The sequence below is a fragment of the Pseudoxanthomonas daejeonensis genome, assembly GCF_010093205.1.
Classification (GTDB): Bacteria; Pseudomonadota; Gammaproteobacteria; order Xanthomonadales; family Xanthomonadaceae; genus Pseudoxanthomonas; species Pseudoxanthomonas daejeonensis.
On the sequence record NZ_PDWN01000013.1, the window covers coordinates 19,639 to 46,488 of the forward strand.

Sequence of the window (26,850 nt, forward strand, 5' to 3'; positions counted from 1 at the left end):
CTGCGAAAATGGCGCATGAACGACTTCGCTTCCATGCCCCTGTCCCCGGCCCTGCGTCCCGGCCTGGACGCGCTGGGCTACACCACCCCCACCCCGATCCAGGCCCTGGCGCTGCCGCCGATCCTGGACGGCCTGGACCTCATCGCCCAGGCGCCGACCGGTAGCGGCAAGACCGCCGCGTTCGGCCTGGGCCTTCTGCAGCGGCTCGATCCGGGCGTGTCCCGCGCGCAGGCGCTGGTGCTGTGCCCGACCCGCGAACTGGCCGACCAGGTCGGCAAGCAGCTGCGCAGGCTGGCCACCGGCATCCCCAATCTCAAGCTGAGCATCCTTACCGGCGGCATGGCGCTGGAACCCCAGATCGCATCGTTGCAGGCGCACGACCCGCAGGTGGTGGTCGGCACCCCGGGCCGGATCCAGGAGCTCGCCCGCAAGCGCGTGCTCCACCTGGGCGGGGTGCGCACGCTGGTGCTCGACGAGGGCGACCGCATGCTGGACATGGGCTTCGAGGAAGCCGTCCGCGAGATCGCCAGCCGCTGCGACAAGCACCGGCAGACGCTGCTGTTCTCGGCGACCTTTCCCGACGAGATCCGCGAACTGGCCCGGCAGCTGCTGCGCGAGCCGGTGGAAGTGTCGGCCGAAGGCAGCGACAGCGCGCCGGCGATCGAGCAGCGCTTCTTCGACGTCGATGCCGCCTACCGGCAGAAGGCCGTGGCCGGGCTGCTTTTGCGCTACCGGCCCGAGTCGGCGGTGGTGTTCTGCAATACCCGCAAGGACGTGGACGAAGTGGCCGGCTCGCTGCGCCAGTTCGGGTTCTCCGCGCTGGCCCTGCATGGCGACATGGAGCAGCGCGACCGCGACGAAGTACTGCTGCAGCTCGCCAACCGCAGCTGCAATGTGCTGGTCGCCAGCGACGTGGCCGCGCGCGGCCTCGACGTGGAGGACCTGGCGGCGGTGCTGAACTACGAGCTGCCGACCGACGTGGATGCCTATCGCCACCGGATCGGCCGCACCGGGCGTGCCGGCCGCAAGGGCCTGGCGTTGAGCCTGGTCGCCCCGCGCGAGAACGCGCGCGCGGAGATGATCGCCGCCGCGCAGGACACGCCGCCCCCGCGCGAATCCTCGCCGCTGGCCACCGGCCGTCCCGCGCAGCCGGCGCAGGCCCCGATGACCACGCTGCGCATCGACGGCGGCAAGACCGACAAGCTGCGCGCCGGCGACATCCTCGGTGCGCTCACCGGCGAAGCGGGCGTGCCGGCGAAGGCGATCGGCAAGATCGCCATCCATGCCACCCGCTCCTACGTGGCCATCGCCCACGAACAGGCCGCACGCGCGCTCAGGCAGCTCGAAGCGGGCAAGATCAAGGGGCGGCGCTTCCGGGTTCGGCCTCTCTGAAGCAAGAAGGCCGCGCCCGGCAGGGCGCCGCAACGCCGGTTCAAGGCCAAGACAATCCCTGTTGCCTCCGCGCGCGTGGAGCATCTGCTTGCCTGCCGCACGACGCGCAAAAAAAAGAGCTGACGGACCGCTCCCCGCGGCCCGCCAGCCCCCTCCCCGCCAGCACGGGAATCCGATCAGAAGCCTGCGGTGAACTCCACGCCCCAGACGCGCGGCGGCGTCACGCGTGCGCCGACCGTCCCCAGCACGGTCTTGCCGTAGGTGGCCAGGCCGTTCACGTACTGGTTGTCGAGCAGGTTCTCGCCGTACACGGCCACGCCGTACCGGCCGCTACCCGAAGTCCAGCCCACGCGGAGGTTGGCCAGTTCCTGCGACTCGCCCAGGCGCAATGCCGGGCTCACGCCACAGGTGCCCTGGCTCTGCGATTCGTCGCTGCAGCGCGTCTTGCCCCGATAGCCGTAGCGCACCGACGCACGCACGCTGCCGTTCTCGTCCAGGTCCCAGAGGTAGGCCGCACCGGCGGCGAACGACCACTTCGGGATGCCGGTCGCCTGGCCGCTGACGTCGATGCCCTCCGGCGTCACGTAGTTCCTGTAGGTCGAATCGATGTAGGCCGCGTTGAAGTCCAGCGAGAGCGCGCGGGTCGCCTGCCAGATCGCGTTGAAGTCCACGCCCCACGCTTCCAGGTCCGAGGTGTCGACCACGTAGCGCGGGATCGCCGGCGTCGTGTCCAGGCGGATCGCCTGGCGGTTGTCGTAGGTGTAGTAGTACGCGGATGCGTCGTAGCGGAAGCCGTATTCGGGCAGGACCTGCTTGATGCCCGTCTCGAAGTTCCACACGTCTTCGTTCTCGAACTGGCTGTCGATCTGCAGCGCGTTGAAGCCGCCGGCCTTGTAGCCCTTGGCCACCGACGCGAAGCCCATGAGGTCGTCGGTGAAGTGGTAGTCGGCCACGAAGCGCGGGCTGATGTCGTCCCAGCTGTTCGAATCGCGGGTCTTGACGCCCTTGTTCATCATCGCCGGCGGATCGATGAAGGCGATGTCGAAGATGTAGGCCTCCTTCGGGATCCCCAGCATGGCGAAGATGCCCAGCGCCTCCATCTGGTCCAGCGTCGCATCCAGGCCCGGCGCATGGCGCTGGTCGTTGAACCAGCTGAAATCCTTCTCGTCGCGCGTGTAGCGCAGGCCGAAGGTCAGGTTGAGGCGGTCGTTGGCGCGCCAGATCACGTCGCCGTAGAGCGCATAGGCGGTGGTCTCGAGCGTGTTGACGAACTGCTCGTTCCAGGGCTCGCCCATCAGCGTCAACGGGATGCCGTACATCTGCATGACCTGGCTGGTGAAGCCGTACAGCGTCCCGTCCGGGGTCGGCGCCAGGCCCATGTTGCGCACGATCGTATCGACCGAGTCGGTATAGGCGTTGACCTGGCTGGTCTGGTCGGCCTTCTCGCGGAAGTAGCTCGCGCCGGCCACCCAGTCGAAGCGCTCGCCGCTGCCGGCGAACTTGAATTCCTGGTAGAAATTCGTGTTGCTCTCGGTGTTGACCGAATCCACGTACAGGTCGCGGCGGTCGGTACCGTCCTCCTCGACCCGGTTCAGCGAATCGTAGTCATGCCACGCCGTGGTCGAGGTCAGGCTGCCCCACGACAGGGCGTGGTCCACGATCAGGGTCACGCCGTCGAAGCGCCGCGACTCCTCGTTGCCGTCCACGTCGACCGCGGCCGGCGTCCTGCGCGGATCCAGGTAGGCGGTTTCGTCGACCGGCAACGATGGCGTGGCGGGCGCTGCGGGCAGCGGCACGATGCCGATCGTGGCCTGGCCCAGCTGGTCCAGGTTTTCGTGGTCCCAGGTGATCCAGGCGGTGGTGTTGTCGCCGAAGCGGGTGCTGAAGGCCGCACGGGTCGCCCAGTTGTCCTCCGGCGCCAGGTCCTCGCCGGTATTGGCGTCCTGGATCCAGCCGTCGGCCTGGTTGAACACGCCGTTGAGGCGGAACGCGGAGTCCTCGCCGACCGGGATGTTGGCCATCGCATCGACGTACTGCTTGCCATGTTCGGCCAGGCGCAGGCGCGAGCGACCCTCGGCATCCGGCCCGGGCCGGTGGGTGACGATCGAGATGGCGCCGGCCGCGGTATTGCGCCCGAACAGGGTGCCCTGCGGCCCCTTCAGCACTTCGATCCGCTCCACGTCGGTGAACGGCAGCAGCACGCCGCCGCCGCGCCCGGCGTAGACGCCGTCGACATACACGCCGACGGCCGGATCGGTACCGATCCCGAAGTCGTCGGTGCTGATGCCGCGCAGCTGGAAACTGGGCTGGGTCGGCTGCTGGCCATTGACGACCAGGCCGGGGACGAACATGTCGATGCCGCTCAGGTCCTCGGCGACGACGTCGTCGAGCATCTGCGCATTGACGACCTGCAACGCGATCGGAACGTCCTGCAGTTCCTGCTCGCGGCTCTGCGCGGTGACCGTGATCTTGTCGAGCGTGACCGCGTCGGGCGCGACCTGGCTCTCCTGCGGTGCGGCGAAGGCCAGCGATGCGGCGCCCGCCGCGATGCTGCCGAACAATGCCTGGCGCACGCGCAGGCTCAAAGGATTCTTGCGAACCATCATGGAGTACTCCCCTACTCGCTATGTCGCTGGTTGATTTTGTTTTGGTTGTTGCTGGAAACGCGGTCGACTTACCCTGTATTGCCGCACTCGCCGTGCTGGGCCGCGATCCACTCGCGGATCAGCTCGACCCCCTCCGCGTGCGTCACGCTGCGGCCCAGTTCCGGCATCATCACCCCTGGATCGGTGCTGATCATCCGGTAGGTCAGGATCGACTCGTCCGGCTTGCCGGGAACGATGTCGAAACGCCGGTCGCCCGTGCCATGGCCCGCGGCGATCGGCAGCTTGCAGCGCCCCAGGCGCAGTGGCTCGCTGACATCGCTGGCCAGCCACAACCCCGAGGTGTTGCCTGGCCCGGCTGCGCTGTGGCAGTGCGAACAGTTGATGTCCAGGTAGGCCCGGGCCCGCGCATCGACGCTCTCCGCCGCATCCTGCCAGTTGGCGACGCGAGGCACCGCCGAGGCTTCGGGAAGGCCGTCCAGGTAGCCCATGCGCTGCCATTGCGCCAGCTGGTTGGCGACCACCGCCTCGCCATCGACGCCGGGATAGGCGAGATCGCGGTTGAGGTGGCGGGCCTTGGGGCCGATCGGCTGGAACTCACGGGTACTCAGGTCGCTGACGTGGCACCCGGCGCACTGGTTCTGGTCGGGCACCTGGTAGGCGGCTTCCTCACGCGAGCCGCTGGCGTCCACCAGGGTCAGCGGCACCAGGTCGCCGGCGCGCATGAGCCTGGCCTCGGTCTGCTCGGCGTTCCAGACGTAGGGCAAGGCGACCCAGCCCGACTCGCGCCGCACCAGCAACCGCGTCTCGAGCAGCCGCACCTTGTCCAGTTCCAGCTGCCCGCCGGGCAGCTGGCCCTCGTGCCCCTGGCTGCGCAGCACGGCCTGGCTGTCGCGCGGCTCGCCTTCGATGCGCGGGTAATAGAAGGTCTTGCTGATGATCGTGCCGACCGGGAAATCGAACGCTTCGTTCGCGTCGTAGTGCGCGGACGTTCCCTCGGGCATCCAGACCGTGCGCAGCTTGTGCGCGTAGTCGGTGAACAGGGCGGAATTGAGGTCGTAGGGCAGGACCCGTTCGTTCAATTCCAGCCGCCCATCGGCCATGTCGAAGAGATGCCATTCGGAAAGCGATTCCGGCTGGCCTTCGGCATGGAACGCGACCGGCGGCGGGTGCGCAGGACGACAGCCGGAAACCAGCCCCGCGGCAAGCGCCACCGCGCCTGCCAGGGCCACCAGTCTGGACAGCGGGCCACGCCCGCGGGACGGCCGATCAACCACGCTTGAGGTCCACCTGCGGCAGCGGCGGCAGCGTGCAGCCGAACGGCGTCGCGTCGCTGGTCGGGTTCTTGTAGCCATTCGGGCCATCGGCATTGACCACGCCGGACACGTCATGCAGGCAGATCTGCGGCCCTTCGACCAGCTCCGCGTTCGCGTAACCGTCCCAGAGCACGTCGGGCAGGCGCCCGTTGAGCCCGAACAGCGCGACCTTCAGCGCCTTCAGGTCGAAGCCGTCGGGCGCGTCGCCGCCGCCCGAGAGCCGGTTGCCGTGGACCGAAATCCGCTCCGGGTACGGATCGAAGCTCTCCGAACGGCTGTCGGCGCTGTAGCCCGTCGAGTAGACGCTGGAGACGATGATGTTGGCGGTCTTGTTGTCCTTGATGTCGTTGTCGAAGATCTCGACATCGTCATTGGAATTGATCACCACGCCGGTACCCGCCGGAACGCTCGCCACCGGCGTGCCCTTGGCGCCGAAGTTGCCGGTGTTGTTGGCGAACACCTGGTTCTTGAACACGCGCACGTTGCCGCCAGGCTGCTTGAGCGCCGGCATGTTGAACACCAGGATGCCGCCGGTATTGTTGGTGGCCACGTTGCCGTAGACGTCGGCGTTGATCGTGTTCTCGATCTCGATGCCGGCGACGTTGTACTCGGCGCGGCTGTTGCGCACGATCACGTCCCGCGACTGGCCCACGTAGATGCCCGCATCCGAAGCGCCGATCGCGATCGAATCCTCGATCAGCACGTTGCGGGTGCGGACCGGATAAAGGCCGTAGCCGCCGTTGGAGGTCTTCGGCCCACCGGTCCACTCCACGCGCACGCCGCGGATGGTGATGTGTTCGGCCTCGTTGATCTTCAGGCCATCGCCCTTGGCGTCCTCGATCGCGATGTTCTCGATCGTGAAATGGTCGGCGTTGACCAGCAGGCCCTCGGCGCCGGCCTTCTGCCCCTTGAAGCTGAGCACCGACTTGTCCTGGCCCGCGCCGCGCAGGGTCACGTTGTCCACGCGCAGGCTCAGGCTGCGGTCGAACGTGAAGCGACCGGCCGGCACTTCGATGACATCGCCGGGCTTGGCGTCGAGCAGCTTCTGGCGCAGGACGTCGGCGAAGGCGGCATCGCCCTCGGCCACGGTCGCGCTCGGGACGTGCCCGGGACCGCCGTCGCCGCAGCCGGCCAGCACCGCGGCCAACGCGGCCACCAGCAGCGCCGGAGCGCCCTGCTTCCATCCCCGCGCGCCTGCTGCGCCCCTGCCCTTGCCCCGCTTCGCCATGGTCCCTCCCCGTCGATGCCACGATCATGTGGCCGTCCCCCAGTCTCCGCTGCATCCGGGGGCGTACGCGAGGGCAAAGCCGGCATAATGAGGGGGGTAAAGCGGACAGGTTGTGATCGATGACGCCAAAAGCCCCCCTGGACGCCCTGCCCCTCCACGGCGCCAACATCAAGTGCGGGATCGTCGCCGGCCTGGTCGCCATGGCCGACCGGATGGACGTGCCCTGTGATGGCTGGTTCGAGGGCCTGCGGCTCGAGCGCGCGCAGTTCGTTACCGAAACCCCCGTCTACCTCTCCTACCGCCAGGCCTGCGAGATCGTCGGGCGCGCCCTGCGCACGCTCCCGGGGGATGGACACGGCCTCGCGCTGGGCACGGCCCAGGACGTGGGCCATTTCGGCCTGCTCGGGCTTGCGATGATGACCGCCGGGAGTTTCGGCGAGGCGCTGCGCCTGGGCGTGCAGTTCGCGCCCATCACCGGGGCGATGATGGAGCTGCAGCTGCAGCTGGAAGCGCAGGTGCCGGAGGGCGGGGGCCCGGGCGTGGCGATGACCGCGCGCATGGGCACGCCCGAACCCGATATCGAACCGTTCCTGTGCGAGGAGCTGTTCGCCAGCAGCCTGATGCTCTGCCGCGGCCTGCTCGGACCGCGCTTTGTCCCGGCCCTGGTCGAACTGGCCTACCCGGCCCCGGCGTATGCCGGCGAGTACGAACGCCTGTTTGGTTGCGAGGTGCGCTTCGAGGCGGCCAGCAACCGGGTCGTCATCGACGCAAGCTGGCTCGGCGCGCCGATGCCGGCCAACAACCCGTCCACGGCCCGCCAGGTGCTGGAACTGTGCCAGCAGCAGATGCCGGCCGTGCGGCCCTCCAGCGAAATCGTGGCCGCGGTCGAGCAGCTGGTGCGACTGCAGCTGGCCGACGCACCGCGACTGCTCGACATCGCCGCCGAGCTGCACGTGAACGAACGCACCCTGCGTCGTTACCTGCACGATGCCGGGACCAGCTACAAGGAAATCCATGACCGGTTGCGACGCGATACCGCGCAAAGCCTGCTGACCGGTCCCGGCTCCAATGTCGCCGCGGTCGGCGCGGCCATCGGATTCCACGATCCGCGCGAGTTCCGGCGTGCGTTCAAGCGCTGGACCGGCCTGGCGCCGCGCGCGATGCGCAGCCGCACTTCCTGACGCGCCCCGGCGGATAACGCAGCGCCTGGCCGCAGGCGTTCGGGTTCAGGCCCGCAGCAGCGCACGCAGGGGCGCCGCTGCGGTCCAGCGTTCGCGACCGCGCAGTTCCATGAGCTCGACGAGCACTGCCGCGCCCACCAGCTGTGCACCCTGGCGCTGCAGCAGCCGCGCGGCCGCGGCCAGCGTGCCGCCGGTGGCCAGCACGTCGTCGACCAGCAGCACCCGCGTACCGCTCGCGAGCGCATCGGCCTGGATCTGCAGGCGATCGCTGCCGTACTCCAGTGCGTAGGCTTCTTCCAGCAGCGCGCCCGGCAGCTTGCCCGGTTTGCGCAGCGGCACGAAACCGGCCTCCAGTTCCCGTGCCAGCGCCGCGCCGAGGATGAAGCCGCGCGACTCCGCCCCCGCCACGGCCTGGATTCCGGCATCGCGCCACGGCGCACCCAGCGCCGACACCATCGCAGCCAGCCCATGCGCATCGGCCAGCAGCGGCACGATGTCCTTGAACATGATTCCCGGCGAAGGGAAATCCGGCACGTCCCGGATCAGCGCCGCCCATTCCGGCGTCTTCGGATCATCCATCGCAAAGTCTCCTCGTCCTGTCGGCCGATTCCGGTCCATTCCCCTGGATGCTGACGCAACCGTGGGTCATGAACTGCATGAAAGCATCGAACAGCCCGCGCGGTGCCGCGCCCACTCCGGTCGTGCGCCGGCGTAGTGCCCGCGACCAGGCTGTTCCTCGTATGGCCGCCGCATCACGTCCAGTAATTCGGTGATCCCGGCGGAGTCACCCTGCTCGGCACGGTCGATCGCCTCCTGCGCCAGCCAGTTGCGCAGGACGTAGCGCGGATTGGCCAGGCGCATCGTTTCGCGCCGCTGCTCCGCATCGAGCGGGTCGTCCAGCTGCCTGGCCCGGTGGCGTTTCAGCCATCCGAGCAGTGACGCCTCGATCCCGGCGCGCGCGTCCGCGTCATAGAAAGCCTCCGCGAACGGCGCCCGGTCCGCGCCGGCCGCTTCGTGCTCGCCGAGCGCGCGGAAGAACAGCGTCATGTCGACCTGCCCCTCCTGCAACAACTGCTGCAGCTCTGCGAACAGGCGCAGGTCCTCGTCGCGACAATGGGCCAGCCCCAGCTTGCGCGCGACCAGGTCGCGGTGGGCCAGGTCCCAGGCCCGCCCGAAGCGCGCCAGGCCGGCCTCCAGTGGTGCGACCTCCTTGAACAGCGGGGCCAGCGACTGCGCCAGCCGGGTCAGGTTCCAGTACGCGACCTGCGGCTGGGTGCCGAAGCGGTAGCGCCGACCCTGTGCGTCGGTGGTGTTGGGGGTCCAGTCCGGATCGTAGTCCTCGACCCAGCCGTAGGGACCGTAGTCGATGGTGAGGCCGAGGATGGACATGTTGTCGGTGTTCATCACGCCGTGGACGAAGCCGACCCGCATCCAGCCGGCGACCATCCATGCGGTGCGCTCGCACACCTGCGCGAACCATTCCGCATCGCCTGCTTCGCCCTGGCCGGCCAGCTCCGGGAAGTGATACCGCTGCGTGTAGTCGGTCAGGCGCCGCAGCAGCGCGACGTCGCCGCGCGCAGCCGGCAACTGCCAGCTGCCGAAGCGCAGGAAGGTCGGCGCCATGCGGCACACGATCGCGCCCGGCTCCGGTCGCGGATGGCCGTCGTAGAACATGTCGCGGACTACGCCTTCGCCGGTGCCCACCAGCGACAGCGCACGCGTGGTCGGCACGCCCAGGTGGTGCATCGCCTCGCTGCACAGGAACTCGCGCACCGACGAGCGCAGCACGGCCCGGCCATCGGCGAAACGCGAGTAAGGCGTCCGGCCAGCGCCCTTGAGCTGGAGTTCCCAGCGCGCCCCCTGCGCACCGAGGGCTTCGCCCAGCGAGATCGCGCGGCCGTCGCCCAGCTGCCCGGCCCAGCTGCCGAACTGGTGGCCGCCGTAGTTGCCTGCCCACGGCTGCATGCCCGGCAGCTGGGCATTGCCGCCGAACACGCGGGCGAAGTCCGGCGCGGCGACATCGGCCGCATCCAGGCCGACCAGCGCCGCGGCCTCCGGCGACCAGGCCAGCAGGTGCGGAGCGGAAACCGGCGCCGGATCCACCCGCGACCAGGCCGCCGCCTCTACTTCGCGTATGCGCGGCCCCGATTCCGGATCGCCGGGCAGCTCGCGCAGGAAGGCGTTGTCGAATTGGATCTGCATGCTGACCAGATGGGGGCGTCGCGCGGTTTCCGTAGGCCACGCCCGCCGCTTCAGCCCGCCGAAAGCGCGAACGGCCCACCCTGTGCCAGCGCACGCTGGTGGGCCGGTCGCTCATGGATGCGCCGCAGGAAACCCGCCAGCGCCGGATGCCGCTCGAGCCCGCCGCGCACCGCGGCCGCTTCGACCGGGAAACTCATCTGGATGTCGGCCGCGGTGAACCGTTCGCCGCCGAACCAGCCACCGGAGCGGGCCAGCGAGCTTTCCATCCAGTCCAGGTGCAGCTTCAGTTGCGGCCCGACGAAGCCGGACATCGCCTTGCCGACGATCCGCTCGGCGACCGGGCGGGCGAAGAACGGCATCTTCGCGGCGCGGATCCGCGCAAGCACCAGGCTCAGCAGCAGCGGCGGCATCGCCGAACCTTCGGCGTAATGCATCCAGTAGCGATACTGCAGCCGTTCGGACGAATCCACCGGCAGCGGAGTCGGCGAGAACGCGTGGGTGGTGTCGTAGCGTTCGACCAGGTATTCGAGGATCGCGCCTGATTCGGCGAGCGTGTGGCCGTCGTCGACCAGCACCGGCGACTTGCCGAGCGGATGCACCGCACGCAGCGCCGGCGGCGCCAGCATCGTGACCGGGTCGCGTGCGTAGCGCACCAGCTGATACGGCAAGGCCAGCTCCTCCAACAGCCACAGCACGCGCTGGGAGCGGGAGCTTTCCAGATGGTGGACGGTGATCATGGCGGCGCCGGATGCGGGGGAATGCCCCATCCTCGCATTTCACTGCCCGCAACGAAAAACGCCGGAGGCTTGCGCCCCCGGCGTTTCGTGGTGACCGGCCTTGCGGCAGGTCGACGCAATTACAGCGGCTGAACCTGGTCGGCCTGCAGGCCCTTCTGGCCCTGCACGACGATGAAGGAGACCTTCTGGCCTTCCTGCAGCGACTTGAAGCCCGAACCCTGGATCGAACGGAAATGCACGAACAGGTCGGCACCGCTCTCCGGGGTGATGAAGCCGAAGCCCTTGGCGTCGTTGAACCACTTGACGGTACCAGTCTGACGATCGGACATGATTTGCTAACTCCTATCAACTTTTAAATGGAAAACCGAGCGCGGCACATCCGCGACGGTACTGGGTTGCAGGCGTTGGCAAAGCGGAACGATGTAGCGGATCGTCAGATCGACTGCACCAGGCCACGATTCACGGTGACCCATGCAAACACAGTGCGCGCACCATACCCGGATTTCCGCTGAATAGCGAGTCCGGGCTGCCCGCCTATTCAGGAGGAGGCGCGACGGGCCCGGGCGGCAGCCCCCAAGCCCGGGCAGCGAGCTGGTACGACAGCACCCTGGCGGCATGATCGTGGATGTTGGCCACCACCATCAATTCATCCGGGCGGTGCCGGGCGGCAAACGCCGCCAGCCCCCGGGCCACGGTCTCCGGACCACCGACGACGCTGCAGGCCAGCGCCCGCTCGACTCCGGCCTTCTCCTCCGGCGTCCAATAGGCCTCGATGTCGTCGATCGGCGCGGGAATCAGGCCGGTGCGGCCGCGCCGCAGGTTCACGAACGCCTGCTGGGCGGTAGTGAACAGGCGCCGGGCTTCCTCGTCGCTGCCGGCGGCGATCACGTTCACCGCCAGCATCGCGTGCGGCTGGCGCAGCTGCGCCGATGGCCGGAAGTCGCGGTGGTAGAGCATCAATGCCTGCTCCATCGCGTCGGGCGCGAAATGCGAGGCGAAGGCAAAAGGCAGGCCCAGGGCCGCGGCCAGCTGCGCCCCGAACAGGCTGGAGCCCAGGATCCAGACCGGTACCTCCAGTCCCGCCCCCGGCACGGCGCGTACCGCCTGTCCGGGCTGGGCTGGCTGGAAGTAGCCCAGCAGTTCCTGCACGTCCTGCGGAAAACGCTCGGCACTGTCGAAGTAGCGGCGCAGGGCCTTCGCGGTGGCCTGGTCGGTCCCCGGCGCGCGGCCCACGCCCAGGTCGACCCGGCCCGGATGCAGGGCGGCCAGGGTGCCGAACTGCTCGGCCACCTGCAGCGGTGAATGGTTGGGCAGCATGATTCCACCGGCGCCCACCCGGATCGCGCGCGTACCGGCGGCGATGTGCGCGATCAGCACCGCCGTCGCCGCGGAGGCGATCCCGGGCATGTTGTGGTGTTCGGCCAGCCAGAAGCGCCGGTAGCCCAGCGCCTCGGCATGGCGCGCCAGGTCCAGGCTGTTGCCCAGCGCGGTGGCCACGTCGCTGCCTTCGCACACCGGTGCGAGGTCCAGGACCGAGAGTGGAATGGTCTGCGTCACGCGGGCTGCCAGGCGTTCACTACGTCGCTATCGCCGCGCCGCCTCGCGCACCGGCGTGGCTGGCCCGGCCAGGCGCGCGGTGGCGGGCGCCAGCGTGGCCACACCATGGCCCCGCTCGGCCAGGTACTCGAGCCATTTGCCCAGGAACGTGTTCATGCGCAGGCGATGGCCAACCAGTTCGGCCGGCGGCGGATACAGGCCGATCACGTCCTGCCAGCGACGACCCACGTAGCAGTGGGTGGTTTCCACCTGTCGCGCGTCGCTGTACAGGCGCAGGTAGGCCGAAGGATCCGGTTCGCCGGTCAGCGGATCGCGCAGGTCGTAGGTCAGGCGAAGTTCGAGCGTGTACGGATGGCGCTCGAGTACGTCCAGGCGCACGTCCAGGCCGTCGCCCACGCTGGAAAGGTAGCTGCCCTCGCCCAGGCGTGCCGGCGCGAACAGGCGTTGCAACCGCGCGTGGTTTTCCGCGTACAGCGCCATCAGCCAGCCGAAGCGGCTCAATCTCGGGATGCGCGTGCCGTGTGGGGTGACCTGCTGCATGCGACCGATGCTACACGCTGTGCAACGGGCGCGGCAGCATTGACCGTGAACGCACACAGGCCTACCTTGGGGAAGCCACTGGGGGTGTGATCCCCTGTCGGCTCAGAACATTTCCCTCTGCAACCCCAGCGTCGACAGGACCTTGCCCGAGATTTCCTCGATCGAGGTATGGGTCGTGCTCAGCGTCGGGATCCGCTCAAGGCTGAACATCGCTTCGGCCGCCTGCACTTCGCGCCGGCATGTATCCAGCCGCGCGTAACGCGAATCCGGCCGCCGCTCCTGGCGGATCTGCTGCAGCCGCTCCGGATCGATCGTCAGGCCGAACAGCTTGCGCCGGTACGGCTTGAGCCGCGGCGGCAGACGATCGCTCTCCAGGTCGCCATCGGTCAGCGGATAGTTCGCCGCCTTGATCCCGTAGTGCAGCGCCAGGTAGACGCAAGTCGGCGTCTTGCCCGCGCGCGACACGCCGACCAGGACCACGTCGGCCTCGTCATAGTCCAGCGCCACGCCGTCGTCATGGCTCAGCGAATAGTTCATCGCGTTGATGCGGCGGTGATAGGTCTCGAAATCGACCATGCCATGCGCCTGCCCCACCCGCGACTGCCGCGGCTGCTCGAGCTCGCGCTCCAGGGGCTCGATGAAGGGCGCGAACACGTCCAGCATCAGCGCGCCGCTCTCGGCCAGGGTCAGGCTCAGCTGCGGATCGACGCAGGAGTTGACCACGATCGGCCGCACCCCGTGGAGGACGCCCGCCGCGTGGATGCGCCCGGCCGCCTCGCGCGCCTTGTCGACGTCATCGACGAAGGCCAGCCGGTCGGTGAGGAACTGGAAGCCACTGAACTGGGTAAGCAGGCTGTGGCCGATGGTCTCGGCGGTGATACCGGTGCCATCGGAGACGTAGAACACCGGGCGGATGCTGGTCATGGAATCGTTTTCTCCGTCTCACACCAAAACGGCCGCATTTACAAGATTGATATGCCTGGATGCTGGGGCGCATCATAACGGTTCCACATATCTCGGGACGGCGGCCACTGCCCGGCCGGGCGGTGGCTCTACGGAGCATCGCACTTGAACCAGAACATCCTGTGGTTGCACGAGCTGCGCTTGGCCGACCTGGCCCGCGTCGGCGGCAAGAATTCCTCGCTCGGCGAAATGATCGGCAACCTGGCCGGCCTGGGCGTGTCCGTTCCCGGGGGCTACGCCACCACCTCCGAGGCGTTCAAGGCGTTCATCGCCCACAACGACCTCTCCAAGCGGATCTTCGACAAGCTGGCCACGCTGGACGTCGAGGACGTGCCGGCGCTGACTGCGGCAGGCCGCGAGATCCGCGGCTGGGTGATCGATGCCCCGCTGCAGCCGGAGCTGGATCGCGACATCCGCACCGCGTACGCGCAGCTGTGTGCCGACAACGGCGGCGGCGACGTGGCCGTGGCCGTGCGCTCCTCGGCCACTGCCGAGGACCTGCCGGACGCATCGTTCGCCGGCCAGCAGGAAACCTTCCTCAATGTCACCGGTGCCGACGATGTCGTGCACAAGGTCAAGGAAGTGTTCGCCAGTCTCTACAACGACCGTGCGATCGCCTATCGCGTGCACCACGGCTTCAAGCACGAGGACGTGTTCCTTTCGGCCGGCGTGCAGCTGATGGTGCGCTCGGACGTGGGCGCGTCCGGCGTGCTGTTCACCCTGGACACCGAGTCGGGTTTCCGGGACGTGGTCTTCGTCACCTCCAGCTACGGGCTGGGCGAAATGGTCGTGCAGGGCGCGGTCAATCCGGACGAGTTCTACGTCTACAAGCCCACTTTGCGCCAGGGCAAGCCGGCGATCCTGCGCCGCGCGCTGGGCAGCAAGGCGTTGCGCATGGTCTATTCGGACCAGCCCGGCGAGCGCGTGCGCACCGAGGACGCCCCGGTTGAGCTGCGTACAAAGTTCTCGATCTCCGATGCCGACGTCGAGGAGCTGTCCCGGCAGGCGCTGGTGATCGAGCAGCACTACGGCCGGCCGATGGACGTGGAGTGGGCCAAGGACGGGGTCAGCGGCAAGCTGTTCATCGTCCAGGCCCGCCCTGAAACGGTGAAGTCGCGCGCCAAGGCCACCCAGATCGAGCGCTACACGCTGTCGCAGCGTGGCGAGGTGATCGCCGAGGGTCGCGCGATCGGCCAGAAGATCGGCAGCGGCGTGGCCCGCGTGGTCCGTTCGCTGGACGACATGAGCCGGGTCCAGCCCGGTGACGTGCTCGTCGCCGACATGACCGATCCGGACTGGGAACCGGTGATGAAGCGCGCCAGCGCGATCGTCACCAACCGCGGCGGCCGCACCTGCCACGCGGCGATCATCGCCCGTGAACTGGGCGTGCCCGCGGTGGTGGGCACCGGCAACGGCCTGGAGAAGATCGCCGACGGCCAGGAGGTCACGATCAGCTGCGCCGAGGGCGACACCGGCTTCATCTACGCCGGTGCCCTGCCCTTCGAGCGCACCACCACCGACCTGGGCAATATGCCGCCGGCGCCGCTCAAGATCATGATGAACGTCGCCAACCCGGAGCGCGCGTTCGACTTCGGCCAGCTGCCCAACGCCGGCATCGGCCTGGCCCGGCTCGAGATGATCATCGCCAGCCACATCGGCGTGCATCCCAAGGCCTTGCTGGAATACGGCAAGCAGGACGCGGAAACGAAGAAGAAGATCGACGCCAAGATCGCCGGCTATTCCGATCCGGTCGGGTTCTACGTGGATCGCCTGGTCGAGGGCATCGCCACCCTCACCGCCTCGGTCGCGCCACACCCGGTGATCGTGCGCCTGTCGGACTTCAAGTCCAACGAGTACGCGAACCTGATCGGTGGCCACCGCTACGAGCCGGAGGAAGAGAACCCGATGATCGGCTTCCGCGGCGCCAGCCGCTATGTCGATCCCTCCTTCGCCGACGCCTTCGCGCTGGAATGCAAGGCGGTGCTCAAGGTCCGCAACGAGATGGGCCTGGACAACCTGTGGGTGATGATCCCGTTCGTGCGCACGCTCGAGGAAGGCCGCAAGGTCATCGAGGTGCTGGCCGCCAACGGCCTGCGCCAGGGCGAGCGCGGCCTGAAGATCATCATGATGTGCGAGGTGCCGTCCAACGCGTTGCTGGCCGACGAGTTCCTGGACATCTTCGACGGCTTCTCGATCGGCTCCAACGACCTGACCCAGCTGACCCTGGGCCTGGACCGCGATTCGGCGATCGTGGCCCACCTGTTCGACGAGCGGAACCCTGCGGTGAAGAAGCTGCTGTCGATGGCGATCAAGGCCGCGCGGGCCAGGGGCAAGTATGTCGGCATCTGCGGCCAGGGGCCGTCCGATCACCCCGACCTGGCCGAATGGCTGATGGCCGAAGGCATCGAATCGGTGTCGCTGAATCCCGATACCGTGGTCGATACCTGGCTGCGGCTGGCCAAGACCAAAGCGGGCTGATCCGCCGCGCCCTGCAAGCAGAAGGCCCGCCGGAAGGCGGGCCTTTTTTTGAGCCACCGCGGCAGCTGCGAAGCCGTGCCGTGTCCGCTATGCCGCGTCGTCAGCCGCCGGCCAGCTGCGCCAGGTGCCTGCGGTAGTGGCGCAGCTCGTCGATCGAATCATGCACGTCGCTCAGGGCAGTGTGTGCGGATTGCTTGCGCACGCCCGCCAGCACGTCCGGCGCCCAGCGCCGCGCGAGCTCCTTGAGCGTGCTCACGTCGAGGTTGCGGTAGTGGAAGTACTGCTCCAGCCGCGGCATCAGGCGGTGAAGGAAGCGGCGGTCCTGGCAGATGGAGTTGCCGCACATCGGCGATGCCTTCGCCGGCACCCATTGGTTGAGGAAGGCGACGGTGCGCGCCTCGGCCTGGGCGATACCGACGTCGCTGTCGAGCACGCGCTGCCACAGGCCGGACTTCCGGTGCTGGTTGCGGTTCCACTCGTCCATCGCCTCCAGCGCAGCCAGTGGATGGGCGATCGCCAGTTCCGGCCCCTCGGCCAGCACGTTGAGCTGGGAGTCGGTGACCACGGTGGCGATCTCGAGGATCGAATCTCCGCCGGTATCCAGCCCGGTCATCTCCAGGTCGATCCAGATCAGGCGGTCCTGTCCTGCGGCTATGCCCATGTGCGTCCATTCCGGTGGTCGTGTCGCGTCCTTGCGGGCCGCGCTTGGGCTGGCATGATAGCGCAGACCCCATTACCGGCCGTTCCATGGACTCCGCGAACATCCATGCCGTGCTCGCCGCGATGCTGGCGCCGGCGTTCTTCCTGACCGCCACCGCCTCCCTGCTGCTGTCGGCCAACAACCGCCTGGCACGCATCATCGACCGCGCCCGCACCCTGTTGCGCGAGCTGGCCTTGATCGAAGACGAGATCGAGCGCGCCCTGTACGAACGGCGCATCGCCCTGCAGCGCAGGCGCAGCCTGAACATCCTGCGCGCCGGACAGCTGTTGTACGGGGCGATCAGCTGCTTCGTCGGTACCAGCCTGGCGGTGTCGGTCGACACGTTCACCGGGCACCGCCTGGGAGCGCTGCCGATCTGGCTGGCGTCGGCCGGGGTGCTTTCGATGTTCGCGGCCAGCATCCTGCTGGCACGCGAATCGACCTTGGCCGTCACCGCGATCAACGAGGAGATGGATCACCGGCCGGTCGCACCCAAACCGATTCCGTAGAGCGGGCCCTGCCCCACGCCCGGCGCATCGACAGCGAGGGCGTGGCTGGCCAGGATTCCGGACGCAGCTCGCCATCGCACATGGCCGCGCTACAGCGGCGGCTTGCCGCGCTTGCTGCGGAAATAATTGGTCAGGCGCCGCCCCGACTCCTCGCCCAGTACCCCACCCTGCACCTGCACGCGGTGGTTGTGGCGCGGATCGGACACCAGGTCCGAGACACTGCCGCACGCCCCGGTCTTGGAGTCGCCCGCGCCGTAGACCAGGCGCGCGACCCGCGCGTGCACGAGGGCCATGGCGCACATCGCGCACGGCTCCAGGGTCACGTACAGGGTGCAGCCCACCAGCCGGTGGTTGCCCAGGCGCTTGCCGCCCTGGCGCATGGCCATGATCTCGGCATGGGCGGTGGGATCGTGCTCGGTGATGTTGCGGTTCCAGCCCTCGCCGATAACCTCGCCCGCCGGCGATACCAGCACCGCGCCGACCGGGATCTCGTCGTCCTCGTTCTCCGCGCGTTCGGCCAGGGACAGCGCGTGGCGCATGAAGCGCTCGTCCACCGCCGGGTCGACCACGGCCGTCGCGACCGGCTCGCGCGCGTCCAGGAGCTTCCAGAGCACCCGCGTCGCGCCCAGTCCGCCCAGCGGTTTGTGCGCGTACTCGGGAATGTCCCCGGCGACGCTGTAGCCCAGGCGCCGGTAGAACGCAGTCGCGCCCTCGACCAGGGACACATCCAGGGTGATCAGGCGGCGGCCCCGCTCGCGCGCAGCCTGCTCAAGCGCTCGCACCAACTGCGCGCCGATGCCCGATCCACGCGCCGCAGTGGTCGTCATCACCTTAGTCAGCTCGGCACGGTGCGGCTGGCTGGGCGCGGATACCAGTGCCAGCGAGCCGGTGGCCAGCAGCTCGCCGTCGCGCCAGGCGCACAGGACGATGCGTTCGCCGCGCACCACCGCTTCCAGCGCGTCGTCCCAGAAAGCCCGGGCCTCGCCCAGGCCCAGCGGATGCATGAAACCCACCGAGCCGTTGCCGGCCACGGTTTCCACGAGCAGGTCGGCCAGCGCGTCGCGGTCGGCCCCTTCGGCGGGAGCGATGCGGAGGGTGGGATCGTCGATATCCATTACCAGCGCTGGTGGACGTACGGCTTGATGTCCTGTTCGTAGATGCGGGCCACCGCGTCCATCGTCTCCGGTGGCAGCGCGTCCAGGCTGGCGGCGGCGATGTTCGCCCGCGCCTGCTGCGGATTGCGCGCACCGGGGATGACCACCGTCACTGCCTCGTCCATCAGGATCCAGCGCAGCGCCAGCTGGGCCAAGGTGGCGCTTTCGGGCACCAGCGGCCGCAGCTTCTCCACTGCGGCCAGGCCGACCTCGTACGGCACGCCGGCGAAGGTCTCGCCCACGTCGAAGGCTTCGCCGTGGCGGTTGAACTGGCGGTGGTCATCGGCCTCGAACCGGGTGTCGGCGCTGAACTTGCCGCTGAGCAGGCCACTGGCCAGCGGCACCCGGACGATCACGGCCACGTTGCGCTGCCGCGCCTGGCGGAAGAACAGCCCGGCCGGCCGATGGCGGAACATGTTGTAGATGATCTGCACGCTGGCCACGCCCGGGTACTCGATCGCCTTGAGGCCCTCTTCCACCCGCTCGACGCTGACGCCGTAGTGGCGCAGCTTGCCGCGCTCGACCAGCCGCTCCATCCGCTCGAACACCTCCGGGTGGTAGTACGCATCGGTCGGCGGGCAGTGCAGCTGGACCAGGTCGAGCACCTCGACCTCCAGGTTGCGCAGGCTGCGGTCGATCCACGCCTCCAGGTTGTCGGCGCTGTAGCCTTCCACGGTCTGCTGCGGCAGGCGCCGGCCGGCCTTGGTCGCCACGAACGGGCGCTCGCCGCCGCGTTCCTTCAGCACCCGCGCGATCAGCCGCTCGGAGTGGCCGTCGCCGTAGACGTCGGCGGTGTCGATGAAGTCCAGCCCCGCATCCAGCGCCGCATGCAGTGCGGCCACCGACTCGGCGTCGTCGACCTTGCCCCACGCCGCGCCGATGGCCCAGGCGCCGAAGCCGATCTCGCCGACGTTGCGGCCGGTACGGCCGAAGGCTCTGGAACGCATGGACGACTCCTGTCAGTGGGTTGCCGGTGCCGTCCGCAAGGCGCGGCGTCCGGCAGCATGGGGCGGCTGCGCGCAGCTCACTCCCACTCGATCGTGGCCGGCGGCTTGCCGCTGATGTCGTAGACCACGCGCGAGACGCCGCGCAGCTCGTTGATGATCCGGTTGGACACTTTGCCGAGAAACTCGTACGGCAGGTGCGCCCAATGCGCAGTCATGAAGTCGATGGTCTCCACCGCGCGCAGCGCGATCACCCACTCGTAGGCGCGCGCGTCGCCGACCACGCCGACCGACTTCACCGGCAGAAACACGGCGAACGCCTGCGAGGTCTTGTCGTACAGGTCGGCCTTGCGCAGCTCGTCGATGAAGATCGCGTCGGCCTTGGCCAGCAGCTCGGCATACTCGGGCTTGACCTCGCCGAGGATGCGCACGCCCAGGCCCGGGCCCGGGAACGGATGGCGATAGACCATCGCGCGCGGCAGGCCCAGCTCCACGCCCAGGCGCCGCACCTCGTCCTTGAACAGTTCGCGCAACGGCTCGACCAGGCCCAGCTTCATGTGCTCGGGCAGCCCACCGACATTGTGGTGGCTCTTGATCACGTGCGCCTTGCCGGTCTTGCTGCCGGCAGACTCGATCACGTCCGGGTAGATCGTGCCCTGCGCCAGCCACCGTGCGTTCTTCAGCTTGTTCGATTCTTCCTCGAAGATCTCGACGAACAGGTTGCCGATGATCTTGCGCTTGGCTTCGGGGTCAGCCACGCCCTGCAGCGCGGTGAAGTAGCGCTCCGCCGCGTTGACCCGGATCACCTTGAGGCCCATGTGTTCGGCGAACATCGCCATCACCTGGTCGCCTTCCTGCCAGCGCAGCAGGCCGGTATCGACGAACACGCAGGTCAGCTGGTCGCCGATGGCCCTGTGCAGCAGCGCGGCCACCACGGAGGAGTCGACGCCACCGGACAGGCCAAGGATCACCTCGTCCGTGCCGACCTGCGCACGCACCCGCGCGATCTGGTCCTCGATGATGTGCTCGGCCGTCCACAACGTCTGGCAGCCGCAGATGTCGACCACGAAGCGGCGCAGCAGCGCCTGGCCCTGCTTGGTATGGGTGACTTCCGGGTGGAACTGCACGCCGTACCAGCCGCGGCGGTCGTTGGCGAAGGCGGCGACCGGGATGCGGTCGGTCTTCGCGGTGACCGTGAAGCCCGGTGGCGCGACGGAGACGTGGTCGCCGTGGCTCATCCACACATCAAGACGCGGCGGCGATCCCGGATGGTCCTTCAATCCCTCGAACAGGCGGTCGGCCGCCACCAGCGAAACTTCCGCATGCCCGAACTCGCGCTGGTCGGCCGCTTCGGTCTCGCCGCCGAGCTGCTTGGCCATGGTCTGCATGCCGTAGCAGATGCCCAGCACCGGCAGGCCGGCATCGAACACCTGCTGCGGCGCGCGTGGCGAACCGTCCTCGGTCGTCGACTCCGGGCCGCCGGACAGGATGATGCCCTTCGGCGCGAACTCGGCGATCTGCGCCGGGTCGTGGTCCCAGGCCCATATCTCGCAGTAGACGCCGAGCTCGCGGATGCGCCGGGCGATCAGCTGGGTGTACTGCGCGCCGAAGTCGAGGATGAGGATCTTGTCGCTGTGGATGTCGGTCATCGGCGGGCGGAGCGCTTCTTCGTTTTGGGTTGTGGTGGCCATCCCTGGCGGGACATGGCGGACTTCGGATCGCCCTGCCCGGCCATTCGTGGCCGGGCGTTCGGCAGACCGCGCGGCAGTGCCGCGCAAGCGGCCTGCCTCACCCCATCCGGTAGTTCGGCGGTTCCTTGGTGATCTGCACGTCGTGGACGTGGCTTTCGCGCTGGCCGGCGCCGGTGATCACCACGAACTTGGGCTTGCTGCGCATCTGCGCGATGTCCGCGCAACCGACATAGCCCATGGTGGCGCGCAGACCGCCGACCAGCTGGTGGATCACGCCCGACAGCGGGCCACGCACCGGCACGCGCCCTTCGATGCCCTCCGGAACCAGCTTGTCGGCGTCGGAGGCATCCTGGAAGTAACGGTCCTTGGAACCCTTCTCCATCGCGCCCAGCGAGCCCATGCCGCGATAGCTCTTGTAGCTGCGACCCTGGAACAGTTCGATCTCGCCCGGCGATTCCTCGGTGCCGGCGAACAGGCCACCGATCATCACGGTCGAGGCACCGGCCGCGATGGCCTTGCCGATATCGCCCGAATAGCGGATGCCGCCGTCGGCGATCAGCGGGATGCGGTCCTGCAGCGCCTCGGCCACCAGGTCCACCGCGGTGATCTGCGGCACGCCCACGCCGGCGACCACGCGCGTGGTGCAGATCGAACCGGGACCCACGCCGACCTTGACCGCGTCCGCACCGACGTCGTACAGCGCCAGCGCGGCCTCGCCGGTGACGATATTCCCGCCAATCACCTGCACCTGCGGGAAGTTCTTCTTGACCCAGGCCACGCGGTCGACCACCGCCTGCGCATGGCCATGGGCGGTATCGACCACGATCACGTCCACGCCGGCGGCGACCAGCGCTTCGACGCGCTGTTCGGTGTCGCCACCCACGCCCACCGCCGCGCCGACCAGCAGTCGCGAGGACGCGTCCTTGGCCGCATTGGGGTTGTCGGTCTTCTTCTGGATGTCCTTGACCGTGATCAGGCCGCGCAGCGCGTAATCGCCATTGACCACCAGCACCTTCTCGATCCGGTTGCGGTGCAGCAGCTTGAGCACTTCCTCGTCGCTGGCGCCCTCGCTGACCGTGATCAGGCGGTCCTTCTTGGTCATGATGTGGCGGACCGGATCGTCCAGCTCGGTCTCGAAGCGCATGTCCCGGCGAGTGACAATACCGGTGAGCTGGCCCGCGTCGTCCACCACCGGCACACCGGAAATGTTGCGCGCGCGGGTCAGCGCAAGTACTTCGCGGATCGTGGTGTCGGGCCGCACGGTGATCGGGTCGCGGATCACGCCGGACTCGAACTTCTTCACCTTGGCCACTTCGGCCGCCTGCTGCTCGGCGGTCATGTTCTTGTGCAGGATGCCGATGCCACCCAGCTGCGCCATGGCCACGGCCAGGCGGGCCTCGGTGACGGTGTCCATCGCCGCCGAGACGATCGGCAGGTTGATGCGCAGGTCGCGGGTCAGCCGCGTACCGAGGTCGACATCCTTCGGCAGCACGGTGGAGTGGGCGGGGACGAGCGAAACGTCGTCGTAGGTCAGTGCTTCGGCCTGGATGCGGAGCATCGGCATACCCGGATGTGGGGAAGCGCGCCATTATACCTGCGAATGGGGCGCCCCCGCCTGCCTGCCAGGCGACACGCTGCATTCTCCGGATGGCGCCTGCACGGCCCGGTCGCGCGGACCGGCCCCGGCACGGGCTCCCGGTCTCCGGAGTTACCCGGCCCGGGGTCAGGCGCCCTGCTCGAGTGCCTCGACCGCCTCGATCGTGTTCTGCATCAGCGTGGCGACGGTCATCGGGCCGACCCCGCCGGGCACCGGCGTGATCCAGCTGGCACGCACCGCGGCGGCGGCATAGCCGACGTCACCGACCAGGCGGCCGTCGTCCAGGCGGTTGATGCCGACGTCGATGACCACCGCACCCGGCTTGACCCATTCGCCCGGCACGATGCCCGGACGGCCGACCGCGACCACCAGGATGTCGGCGTCGCGGACCCGTGCCTCCAGCACCTCGGCCGGGGTGAACTTGTGGCAGCTGGTCACCGTGCAGCCGGCGATCAGCAGCTCCAGCGCCATCGGCCGCCCCACATGGTTGCTGACACCCACGATCGTCGCGTTGCGCCCACGCACCGGCCGGTCGGTGTGCGCCAGCAGGGTCATGATCCCGCGCGGCGTGCACGGCCGCAGCCCGAACTGGCGCAGGGCCAGGTGGCCGACGTTCTCCGGATGGAAACCGTCCACGTCCTTGCGCGGATCGATCCGCCGAATCAGGCCGGTGGCATCGGGAATGCCCGGCAGCGGCAGCTGGACCAGAATGCCGTGGATCTCCGGGTCGGCGTTGAGCCGGTCGATCAGGGCCAGGATGTCGGCCTCCGAGGTACCCGCCGGCAGGTCGTAGTCGAACGCCTCGATGCCCACCTTCTCGGCGGCGCGGCGCTTGTTGCGCACGTACACGGCCGACGCCGGGTCCGACCCCACCAGCACCACGGCCAGGCCCGGCCGCGAACGGCCCGCGGCCACGCGGGCGTCGACCCGCACCTTGAGCCCGTCGAGCAGGTCTTCGGAAACCCGGCGGCCATCGAGGATGCGGGCGGTGATCGGCGCTGCTGTCATCGGGCAATGCTTGCGGCTGGGGGCGTGGAATCGGCACATTGTCCCCGATTCGGCTACGGCCAGATAGGGAGGACGACCATGGTCGACACCGTGGAACTGGAGGCGGCCGCATTCCGCCGGCTGCTGCGCCATCTCAACGAGGCGCGCACCGACGTGCAGAACATCGACCTGATGATCCTCGCCGGGTTCTGCCGCAACTGCCTGGCCGACTGGTACCGCGAAGCCGCGCAGGCCGCCGGCGAACCGATGGACAAGGAGCAGGCGCGCGAGGCGATCTACGGGATGCCGTTCGCCGAATGGAAGCAGCGCCACCAGGCAGAAGCCACGCCCGAGCAGCTCGCCGCCTTCGAGGCGGCACGCCAGCGCCATGGCTGAGCGGCTGCGCCCGGGCCGGGTCCTGCTCGCGGCCGGACTGCTGGTGCTGGTCGGATACGCGGCCATCAGCGCGCTGATGTACGCGCGCCAGCGCGACCTGGTCTACCATCCCGGCCATACCCGGGTCGGCACCGAAGCGACCGACTTCGAACTGCATTCCGATGGCATCCGCCTGCGCGGCTGGCGGGTGAACCCGGGGCGCAACGATGCCCTGGTCTACTTCGGCGGCAACGCCGAGCGGATCGAAGCCTGGCGCGAACCGTTCGCGCAGTGGTTCGGACACCGCACGGTCTACCTGGTCGCCTACCGCGGCTATGGCGCCAGCGAGGGGGAGCCGGGGGAGGAAGCCCAGCGGGCTGACGCCCTGGCGCTCTACGACGAGGTCCGGCGCCGCCACCCCGATGGCGACATTGGCGTGGTCGGACGCAGCCTGGGCAGCGGCGTGGCGGCCTGGGTGGCCTCGCGGCGTCCGGTCGATCGCCTCGCCCTGGTCACCCCGTTCGACGGGCTGGCCGAGGTCGGGCAGGCGCACTACCCTTGGCTGCCCGTTCGCCTGCTGATGGACGAGCGCTATCCATCCGCCGAATACCTGCGTGGGTACCAGGGCCGCGTACTGGTCCTGCGCGCCGGTCGCGACCAGGTCGTCCCGCCGGGCAATACCGACCGCCTGCTGGCCGCGCTGCCGCGGCCGCCACGGGTGGTGGACTTCCCGGACAGCGGCCACAACGACCTTTCCGACGATCCTCGCTATGGCGAGGCGCTGGCCGGATTCATGCGCTGATCCACCGCAGCATCCCGGCGCTGGCGGTCAGGTGCCGCCCTCTCCCGCGGCGTCGCCGCCAGTGCTGGCGTCCAGCCGCTGCGACTCGCGCCGCGGCGTGGTGAACGGCGTCGGCGTGGCCGGCGCGGTGTTGCCGATGATCAGCGGACGCCCGGCGCGGATGTCGCCGGCGGCCACTTCCAGGCTGAAGCGCTCCGCATCCAGGCGCCGCATCTCCTCGCTCACGCGAGCGGCCTCGTCGGCGTCCACGCCGAGGGCTTCGAGCGCGGCCTGGCCGAAGCGCACGGCCGACTCGAAGGTCTCGCGGATCTGGTAATCCACGTCGAGCGCGACCAGTTCCAGCGCGTGCTCGCGGTCGAAGGCCCGCACCAGCACCTTGGCCTGCGGGAAATGACCGTGGCACAGCTCGGCGATCTGGTTGGCCGCGGCGCGGTCGTCGATGCACACCGCCAGCGCACGCGCGGTGCCGGCACCGGACGCGTGCAGCACGTCCAGCCGCCGACCATCACCGTAATAGACCTTGAAGCCGAACTCGCCGGCGCTGCGGATCATCTCGATGTCGGTGTCGATGATGGTCACGTCGACGTCGCGCGCGAGCAGCGCCTGGCTCATGACCTGGCCGAAACGTCCGAAGCCGATGATCAGCACGCTGCCGCCCAGGCCTTCGGCGGCGTCGATGCCGTCCATCGACAACTTCGCCTCGGTCCGCACGAAACGGCGCACCAGCAGCACCACCAGCGGGGTCAAGGCCATCGAGAGGACCACGATCGCGGTCAGATTGGCGTTGGCCGGCGAATCGATCACGCCGGCCATCTGCGCGGCGGCGAACAGGACGAAAGCGAATTCGCCGCCCTGCGCCATCAGCACGGCGCGATCCAGCGCCTCGCCACGCCCGCTGCGCGTGATCCGCGCGACCGCGTAGATGCACACCCCCTTGGCCACCATCATCGCGACCACGCCCGACGCGATCAGCGGCCAGTTCGCGGCGACCACGGCCAGATCCAGCGCCATGCCCACCGCGAGGAAGAACAGGCCCAGCAGCAGGCCGCGGAACGGCTCGATATCGGCTTCGAGCTGGTGCCGGAAGGTGGATTCGGACAGCAGCACGCCGGCCAGGAACGCGCCCATCGCCATCGACAGCCCGCCGATCTCCATGAGCAGTGCCGCGCCCAGCACCACCAGCAAGGCCGCGGCGGTCATCACTTCGCGCGCCTTCGCCGCCGCCAGCAGGCGGAACAGCGGGTTGAGCAGCCAGATCCCCGCCGCGACCAGTCCGGCAAGCGCCGCCACGGCGATCGCCACCCCGACCCAGCGGCCGCCGCCATCGTCGTGGGGCAGCGGCGACAGGAATGCGACCAGTGCCAGCAACGGCACGATCAGCAGGTCTTCGAACAGCAGGATCGAGACGATCTTCTGCCCGCGCGGCAAGGCGATGTCGCCGCGCTCGCTGAGCAGCTGCATCACGATCGCGGTCGAGGTCAGGACGAAACCGGCCGCACCGATGAACGCCGTCCGGGGCGGCAGCCCCAGCAACATCGCAACGCCGGTCAGCACCGCGGTACACACGCCGATCTGCAGCGTTCCAAGGCCGAAGATCTCCCGGCGCAGTCCCCACAGGTGCGATGGGCGCATCTCCAGCCCGATCACGAACAGGAACATGACCACGCCAAGCTCGGCCACGTGGAGGATCGCCTGCGGGTCGGTGAACCAGCGCAGGCCGAACGGCCCGATCAGCAGCCCGGCGCACAGGTAACCCAGTACCGAGCCGAGCCCCAGTCGCCTGAAGATCGGGACCATGACCACCGCTGCGCCCAGCAGCGCGACGATACTGACCAGCTCGCTTCCGGTGGTGCCTTCGACCGCCATCCCGATCCTTTCCTTTTCAGGCCGGCGT

Annotated in this window: 23 protein-coding genes and 1 pseudogene; 6 read left to right on the forward strand and 18 right to left on the reverse strand. The window is 68.8% G+C overall.

The features are described 5' to 3' along the window. The first annotated feature begins 15 nt into the window (after window positions 1-15). A complete protein-coding gene (gene dbpA / locus CSC65_RS12955; protein ID WP_162410999.1) occupies window positions 16-1,392 on the forward strand; it encodes an ATP-dependent RNA helicase DbpA in 1,377 nt (458 codons plus the stop codon). Window positions 1,393-1,568: 176 nt separating this feature from the next. Here dbpA and CSC65_RS12960 read toward each other — a convergent pair whose 3' ends face one another. The 3 genes from CSC65_RS12960 to CSC65_RS12970 form a co-directional block, all read right to left on the reverse strand. After that, window positions 1,569-3,998: a TonB-dependent receptor gene (locus tag CSC65_RS12960; protein WP_162411000.1), complete on the reverse strand. Its 2,430-nt coding sequence runs from the start codon at window positions 3,996-3,998 to the stop codon at window positions 1,569-1,571. A 68-nt stretch (window positions 3,999-4,066) separates the two neighbouring features. Next, a complete protein-coding gene (locus CSC65_RS12965) occupies window positions 4,067-5,272 on the reverse strand; it encodes an SO2930 family diheme c-type cytochrome (protein WP_238390394.1) in 1,206 nt (401 codons plus the stop codon). Then, window positions 5,265-6,539 (reverse strand): parallel beta-helix domain-containing protein, encoded by a 1,275-nt coding sequence (locus tag CSC65_RS12970; RefSeq protein ID WP_162411002.1) that lies wholly within the window; start codon window positions 6,537-6,539, stop codon window positions 5,265-5,267. Before CSC65_RS12970 ends, CSC65_RS12965 begins: the two co-directional genes overlap by 8 nt. A 119-nt stretch (window positions 6,540-6,658) precedes the next feature. Here CSC65_RS12970 and CSC65_RS12975 point away from each other — a divergent pair, with 119 nt between their 5' ends. After that, a complete protein-coding gene (locus tag CSC65_RS12975) occupies window positions 6,659-7,720 on the forward strand; it encodes an AraC family transcriptional regulator (RefSeq protein WP_162411003.1) in 1,062 nt (353 codons plus the stop codon). Between the two features lie 45 nt (window positions 7,721-7,765). On the opposite strand, the gene CSC65_RS12980 is transcribed toward CSC65_RS12975, so the two are convergent. From CSC65_RS12980 to ppsR, 7 genes are all read right to left on the reverse strand, one after another. Then, the gene (locus tag CSC65_RS12980; RefSeq protein ID WP_162411004.1) at window positions 7,766-8,299 is read right to left on the reverse strand and encodes an adenine phosphoribosyltransferase; all 534 of its coding nucleotides are present in this window, start codon (window positions 8,297-8,299) and stop codon (window positions 7,766-7,768) included. 66 nt (window positions 8,300-8,365) lie between these two features. Continuing rightward, window positions 8,366-9,922: a protein adenylyltransferase SelO gene (locus CSC65_RS12985; protein WP_162411005.1), complete on the reverse strand. Its 1,557-nt coding sequence runs from the start codon at window positions 9,920-9,922 to the stop codon at window positions 8,366-8,368. Between the two features lie 50 nt (window positions 9,923-9,972). Beyond that, complete coding sequence (locus CSC65_RS12990) at window positions 9,973-10,659, reverse strand: glutathione S-transferase family protein (protein ID WP_162411006.1); 687 nt, start codon at window positions 10,657-10,659, stop codon at window positions 9,973-9,975. A 119-nt stretch (window positions 10,660-10,778) separates the two neighbouring features. Then, window positions 10,779-10,988 (reverse strand): cold-shock protein, encoded by a 210-nt coding sequence (locus CSC65_RS12995; protein ID WP_162411007.1) that lies wholly within the window; start codon window positions 10,986-10,988, stop codon window positions 10,779-10,781. A 205-nt stretch (window positions 10,989-11,193) separates the two neighbouring features. After that, window positions 11,194-12,216, reverse strand: a complete 1,023-nt coding sequence (locus CSC65_RS13000; RefSeq protein ID WP_238390395.1) for an LLM class flavin-dependent oxidoreductase — start codon at window positions 12,214-12,216, stop codon at window positions 11,194-11,196. Window positions 12,217-12,243: 27 nt separating this feature from the next. Then, on the reverse strand, window positions 12,244-12,756 hold the full coding sequence (locus tag CSC65_RS13005) for a DUF1249 domain-containing protein (protein WP_162411008.1): 513 nt from the start codon (window positions 12,754-12,756) through the stop codon (window positions 12,244-12,246). Window positions 12,757-12,858: 102 nt separating this feature from the next. Continuing rightward, on the reverse strand, window positions 12,859-13,680 hold the full coding sequence (ppsR, locus tag CSC65_RS13010; protein ID WP_162411009.1) for a posphoenolpyruvate synthetase regulatory kinase/phosphorylase PpsR: 822 nt from the start codon (window positions 13,678-13,680) through the stop codon (window positions 12,859-12,861). A gap of 144 nt (window positions 13,681-13,824) precedes the next feature. Here ppsR and ppsA point away from each other — a divergent pair, with 144 nt between their 5' ends. After that, a complete protein-coding gene (gene ppsA, locus CSC65_RS13015; protein WP_162411010.1) occupies window positions 13,825-16,197 on the forward strand; it encodes a phosphoenolpyruvate synthase in 2,373 nt (790 codons plus the stop codon). 100 nt (window positions 16,198-16,297) lie between these two features. Here ppsA and orn read toward each other — a convergent pair whose 3' ends face one another. Beyond that, window positions 16,298-16,858, reverse strand: coding sequence for an oligoribonuclease (orn, locus tag CSC65_RS13020; RefSeq protein WP_162411011.1), 561 nt, complete (start codon window positions 16,856-16,858; stop codon window positions 16,298-16,300). Between the two features lie 86 nt (window positions 16,859-16,944). Between orn and CSC65_RS13025 the strand changes: the two genes are divergently transcribed. Next, window positions 16,945-17,406, forward strand: a complete 462-nt coding sequence (locus CSC65_RS13025) for a DUF2721 domain-containing protein (protein WP_162411012.1) — start codon at window positions 16,945-16,947, stop codon at window positions 17,404-17,406. Window positions 17,407-17,495: 89 nt separating this feature from the next. On the opposite strand, the gene tadA is transcribed toward CSC65_RS13025, so the two are convergent. From tadA to folD, 6 genes and pseudogenes are all read right to left on the reverse strand, one after another. Next, complete coding sequence (gene tadA / locus CSC65_RS16250; RefSeq protein WP_274379415.1) at window positions 17,496-18,005, reverse strand: tRNA adenosine(34) deaminase TadA; 510 nt, start codon at window positions 18,003-18,005, stop codon at window positions 17,496-17,498. Between the two features lie 75 nt (window positions 18,006-18,080). Then, window positions 18,081-18,521 (reverse strand): annotated as a pseudogene (locus CSC65_RS16255) (GNAT family N-acetyltransferase); the annotation flags it as partial. Continuing rightward, the gene (locus tag CSC65_RS13035) at window positions 18,521-19,507 is read right to left on the reverse strand and encodes an aldo/keto reductase (protein ID WP_162411014.1); all 987 of its coding nucleotides are present in this window, start codon (window positions 19,505-19,507) and stop codon (window positions 18,521-18,523) included. The pseudogene CSC65_RS16255 and the gene CSC65_RS13035, both read right to left, overlap by 1 nt. Before the next feature lie 77 nt (window positions 19,508-19,584). Next, window positions 19,585-21,153, reverse strand: coding sequence for a glutamine-hydrolyzing GMP synthase (gene guaA / locus CSC65_RS13040; protein WP_162411015.1), 1,569 nt, complete (start codon window positions 21,151-21,153; stop codon window positions 19,585-19,587). 139 nt (window positions 21,154-21,292) lie between these two features. Further along, the gene (gene guaB, locus CSC65_RS13045) at window positions 21,293-22,753 is read right to left on the reverse strand and encodes an IMP dehydrogenase (RefSeq protein ID WP_162411016.1); all 1,461 of its coding nucleotides are present in this window, start codon (window positions 22,751-22,753) and stop codon (window positions 21,293-21,295) included. Between the two features lie 165 nt (window positions 22,754-22,918). Continuing rightward, window positions 22,919-23,800 carry a bifunctional methylenetetrahydrofolate dehydrogenase/methenyltetrahydrofolate cyclohydrolase FolD gene (folD, locus tag CSC65_RS13050; RefSeq protein ID WP_162411017.1) on the reverse strand — a complete coding sequence of 294 codons (882 nt, stop codon included), beginning with the start codon at window positions 23,798-23,800 and terminating at the stop codon, window positions 22,919-22,921. 78 nt (window positions 23,801-23,878) lie between these two features. Here folD and CSC65_RS13055 point away from each other — a divergent pair, with 78 nt between their 5' ends. After that, complete coding sequence (locus tag CSC65_RS13055; RefSeq protein ID WP_162411018.1) at window positions 23,879-24,175, forward strand: DUF1244 domain-containing protein; 297 nt, start codon at window positions 23,879-23,881, stop codon at window positions 24,173-24,175. Next, window positions 24,168-24,956 carry an alpha/beta hydrolase gene (locus tag CSC65_RS13060; RefSeq protein WP_162411019.1) on the forward strand — a complete coding sequence of 263 codons (789 nt, stop codon included), beginning with the start codon at window positions 24,168-24,170 and terminating at the stop codon, window positions 24,954-24,956. The genes CSC65_RS13055 and CSC65_RS13060 overlap by 8 nt, the downstream gene beginning before the upstream one ends. Window positions 24,957-24,983: 27 nt before the next feature. Here CSC65_RS13060 and CSC65_RS13065 read toward each other — a convergent pair whose 3' ends face one another. Next, entirely contained in the window at window positions 24,984-26,822 is a 1,839-nt protein-coding gene (locus CSC65_RS13065) for a monovalent cation:proton antiporter-2 (CPA2) family protein (protein WP_162411020.1), read from the reverse strand. Window positions 26,823-26,850 lie beyond the last annotated feature (28 nt).

Coding starts and splice junctions, on each gene's coding strand:
- CSC65_RS12980 (WP_162411004.1), bottom strand. CDS start 8,299: ATGGATGATCCGAAGACGCCGGAATGGGCGGCGCTGATCCGGGACGTG.
- CSC65_RS13060 (WP_162411019.1), top strand. CDS start 24,168: ATGGCTGAGCGGCTGCGCCCGGGCCGGGTCCTGCTCGCGGCCGGACTG.
- CSC65_RS12990 (WP_162411006.1), bottom strand. CDS start 10,659: ATGATCACCGTCCACCATCTGGAAAGCTCCCGCTCCCAGCGCGTGCTG.
- CSC65_RS13025 (WP_162411012.1), top strand. CDS start 16,945: ATGGACTCCGCGAACATCCATGCCGTGCTCGCCGCGATGCTGGCGCCG.
- guaB (WP_162411016.1), bottom strand. CDS start 22,753: ATGCTCCGCATCCAGGCCGAAGCACTGACCTACGACGACGTTTCGCTC.
- folD (WP_162411017.1), bottom strand. CDS start 23,800: ATGACAGCAGCGCCGATCACCGCCCGCATCCTCGATGGCCGCCGGGTT.
- CSC65_RS13035 (WP_162411014.1), bottom strand. CDS start 19,507: ATGCGTTCCAGAGCCTTCGGCCGTACCGGCCGCAACGTCGGCGAGATC.
- CSC65_RS13055 (WP_162411018.1), top strand. CDS start 23,879: ATGGTCGACACCGTGGAACTGGAGGCGGCCGCATTCCGCCGGCTGCTG.
- CSC65_RS12995 (WP_162411007.1), bottom strand. CDS start 10,988: ATGTCCGATCGTCAGACTGGTACCGTCAAGTGGTTCAACGACGCCAAG.
- CSC65_RS12960 (WP_162411000.1), bottom strand. CDS start 3,998: ATGATGGTTCGCAAGAATCCTTTGAGCCTGCGCGTGCGCCAGGCATTG.
- CSC65_RS13065 (WP_162411020.1), bottom strand. CDS start 26,822: ATGGCGGTCGAAGGCACCACCGGAAGCGAGCTGGTCAGTATCGTCGCG.
- CSC65_RS13005 (WP_162411008.1), bottom strand. CDS start 12,756: ATGCAGCAGGTCACCCCACACGGCACGCGCATCCCGAGATTGAGCCGC.
- CSC65_RS12985 (WP_162411005.1), bottom strand. CDS start 9,922: ATGCAGATCCAATTCGACAACGCCTTCCTGCGCGAGCTGCCCGGCGAT.
- guaA (WP_162411015.1), bottom strand. CDS start 21,153: ATGACCGACATCCACAGCGACAAGATCCTCATCCTCGACTTCGGCGCG.
- CSC65_RS12970 (WP_162411002.1), bottom strand. CDS start 6,539: ATGGCGAAGCGGGGCAAGGGCAGGGGCGCAGCAGGCGCGCGGGGATGG.
- dbpA (WP_162410999.1), top strand. CDS start 16: ATGAACGACTTCGCTTCCATGCCCCTGTCCCCGGCCCTGCGTCCCGGC.
- orn (WP_162411011.1), bottom strand. CDS start 16,858: ATGGGCATAGCCGCAGGACAGGACCGCCTGATCTGGATCGACCTGGAG.
- ppsR (WP_162411009.1), bottom strand. CDS start 13,680: ATGACCAGCATCCGCCCGGTGTTCTACGTCTCCGATGGCACCGGTATC.
- CSC65_RS12975 (WP_162411003.1), top strand. CDS start 6,659: ATGACGCCAAAAGCCCCCCTGGACGCCCTGCCCCTCCACGGCGCCAAC.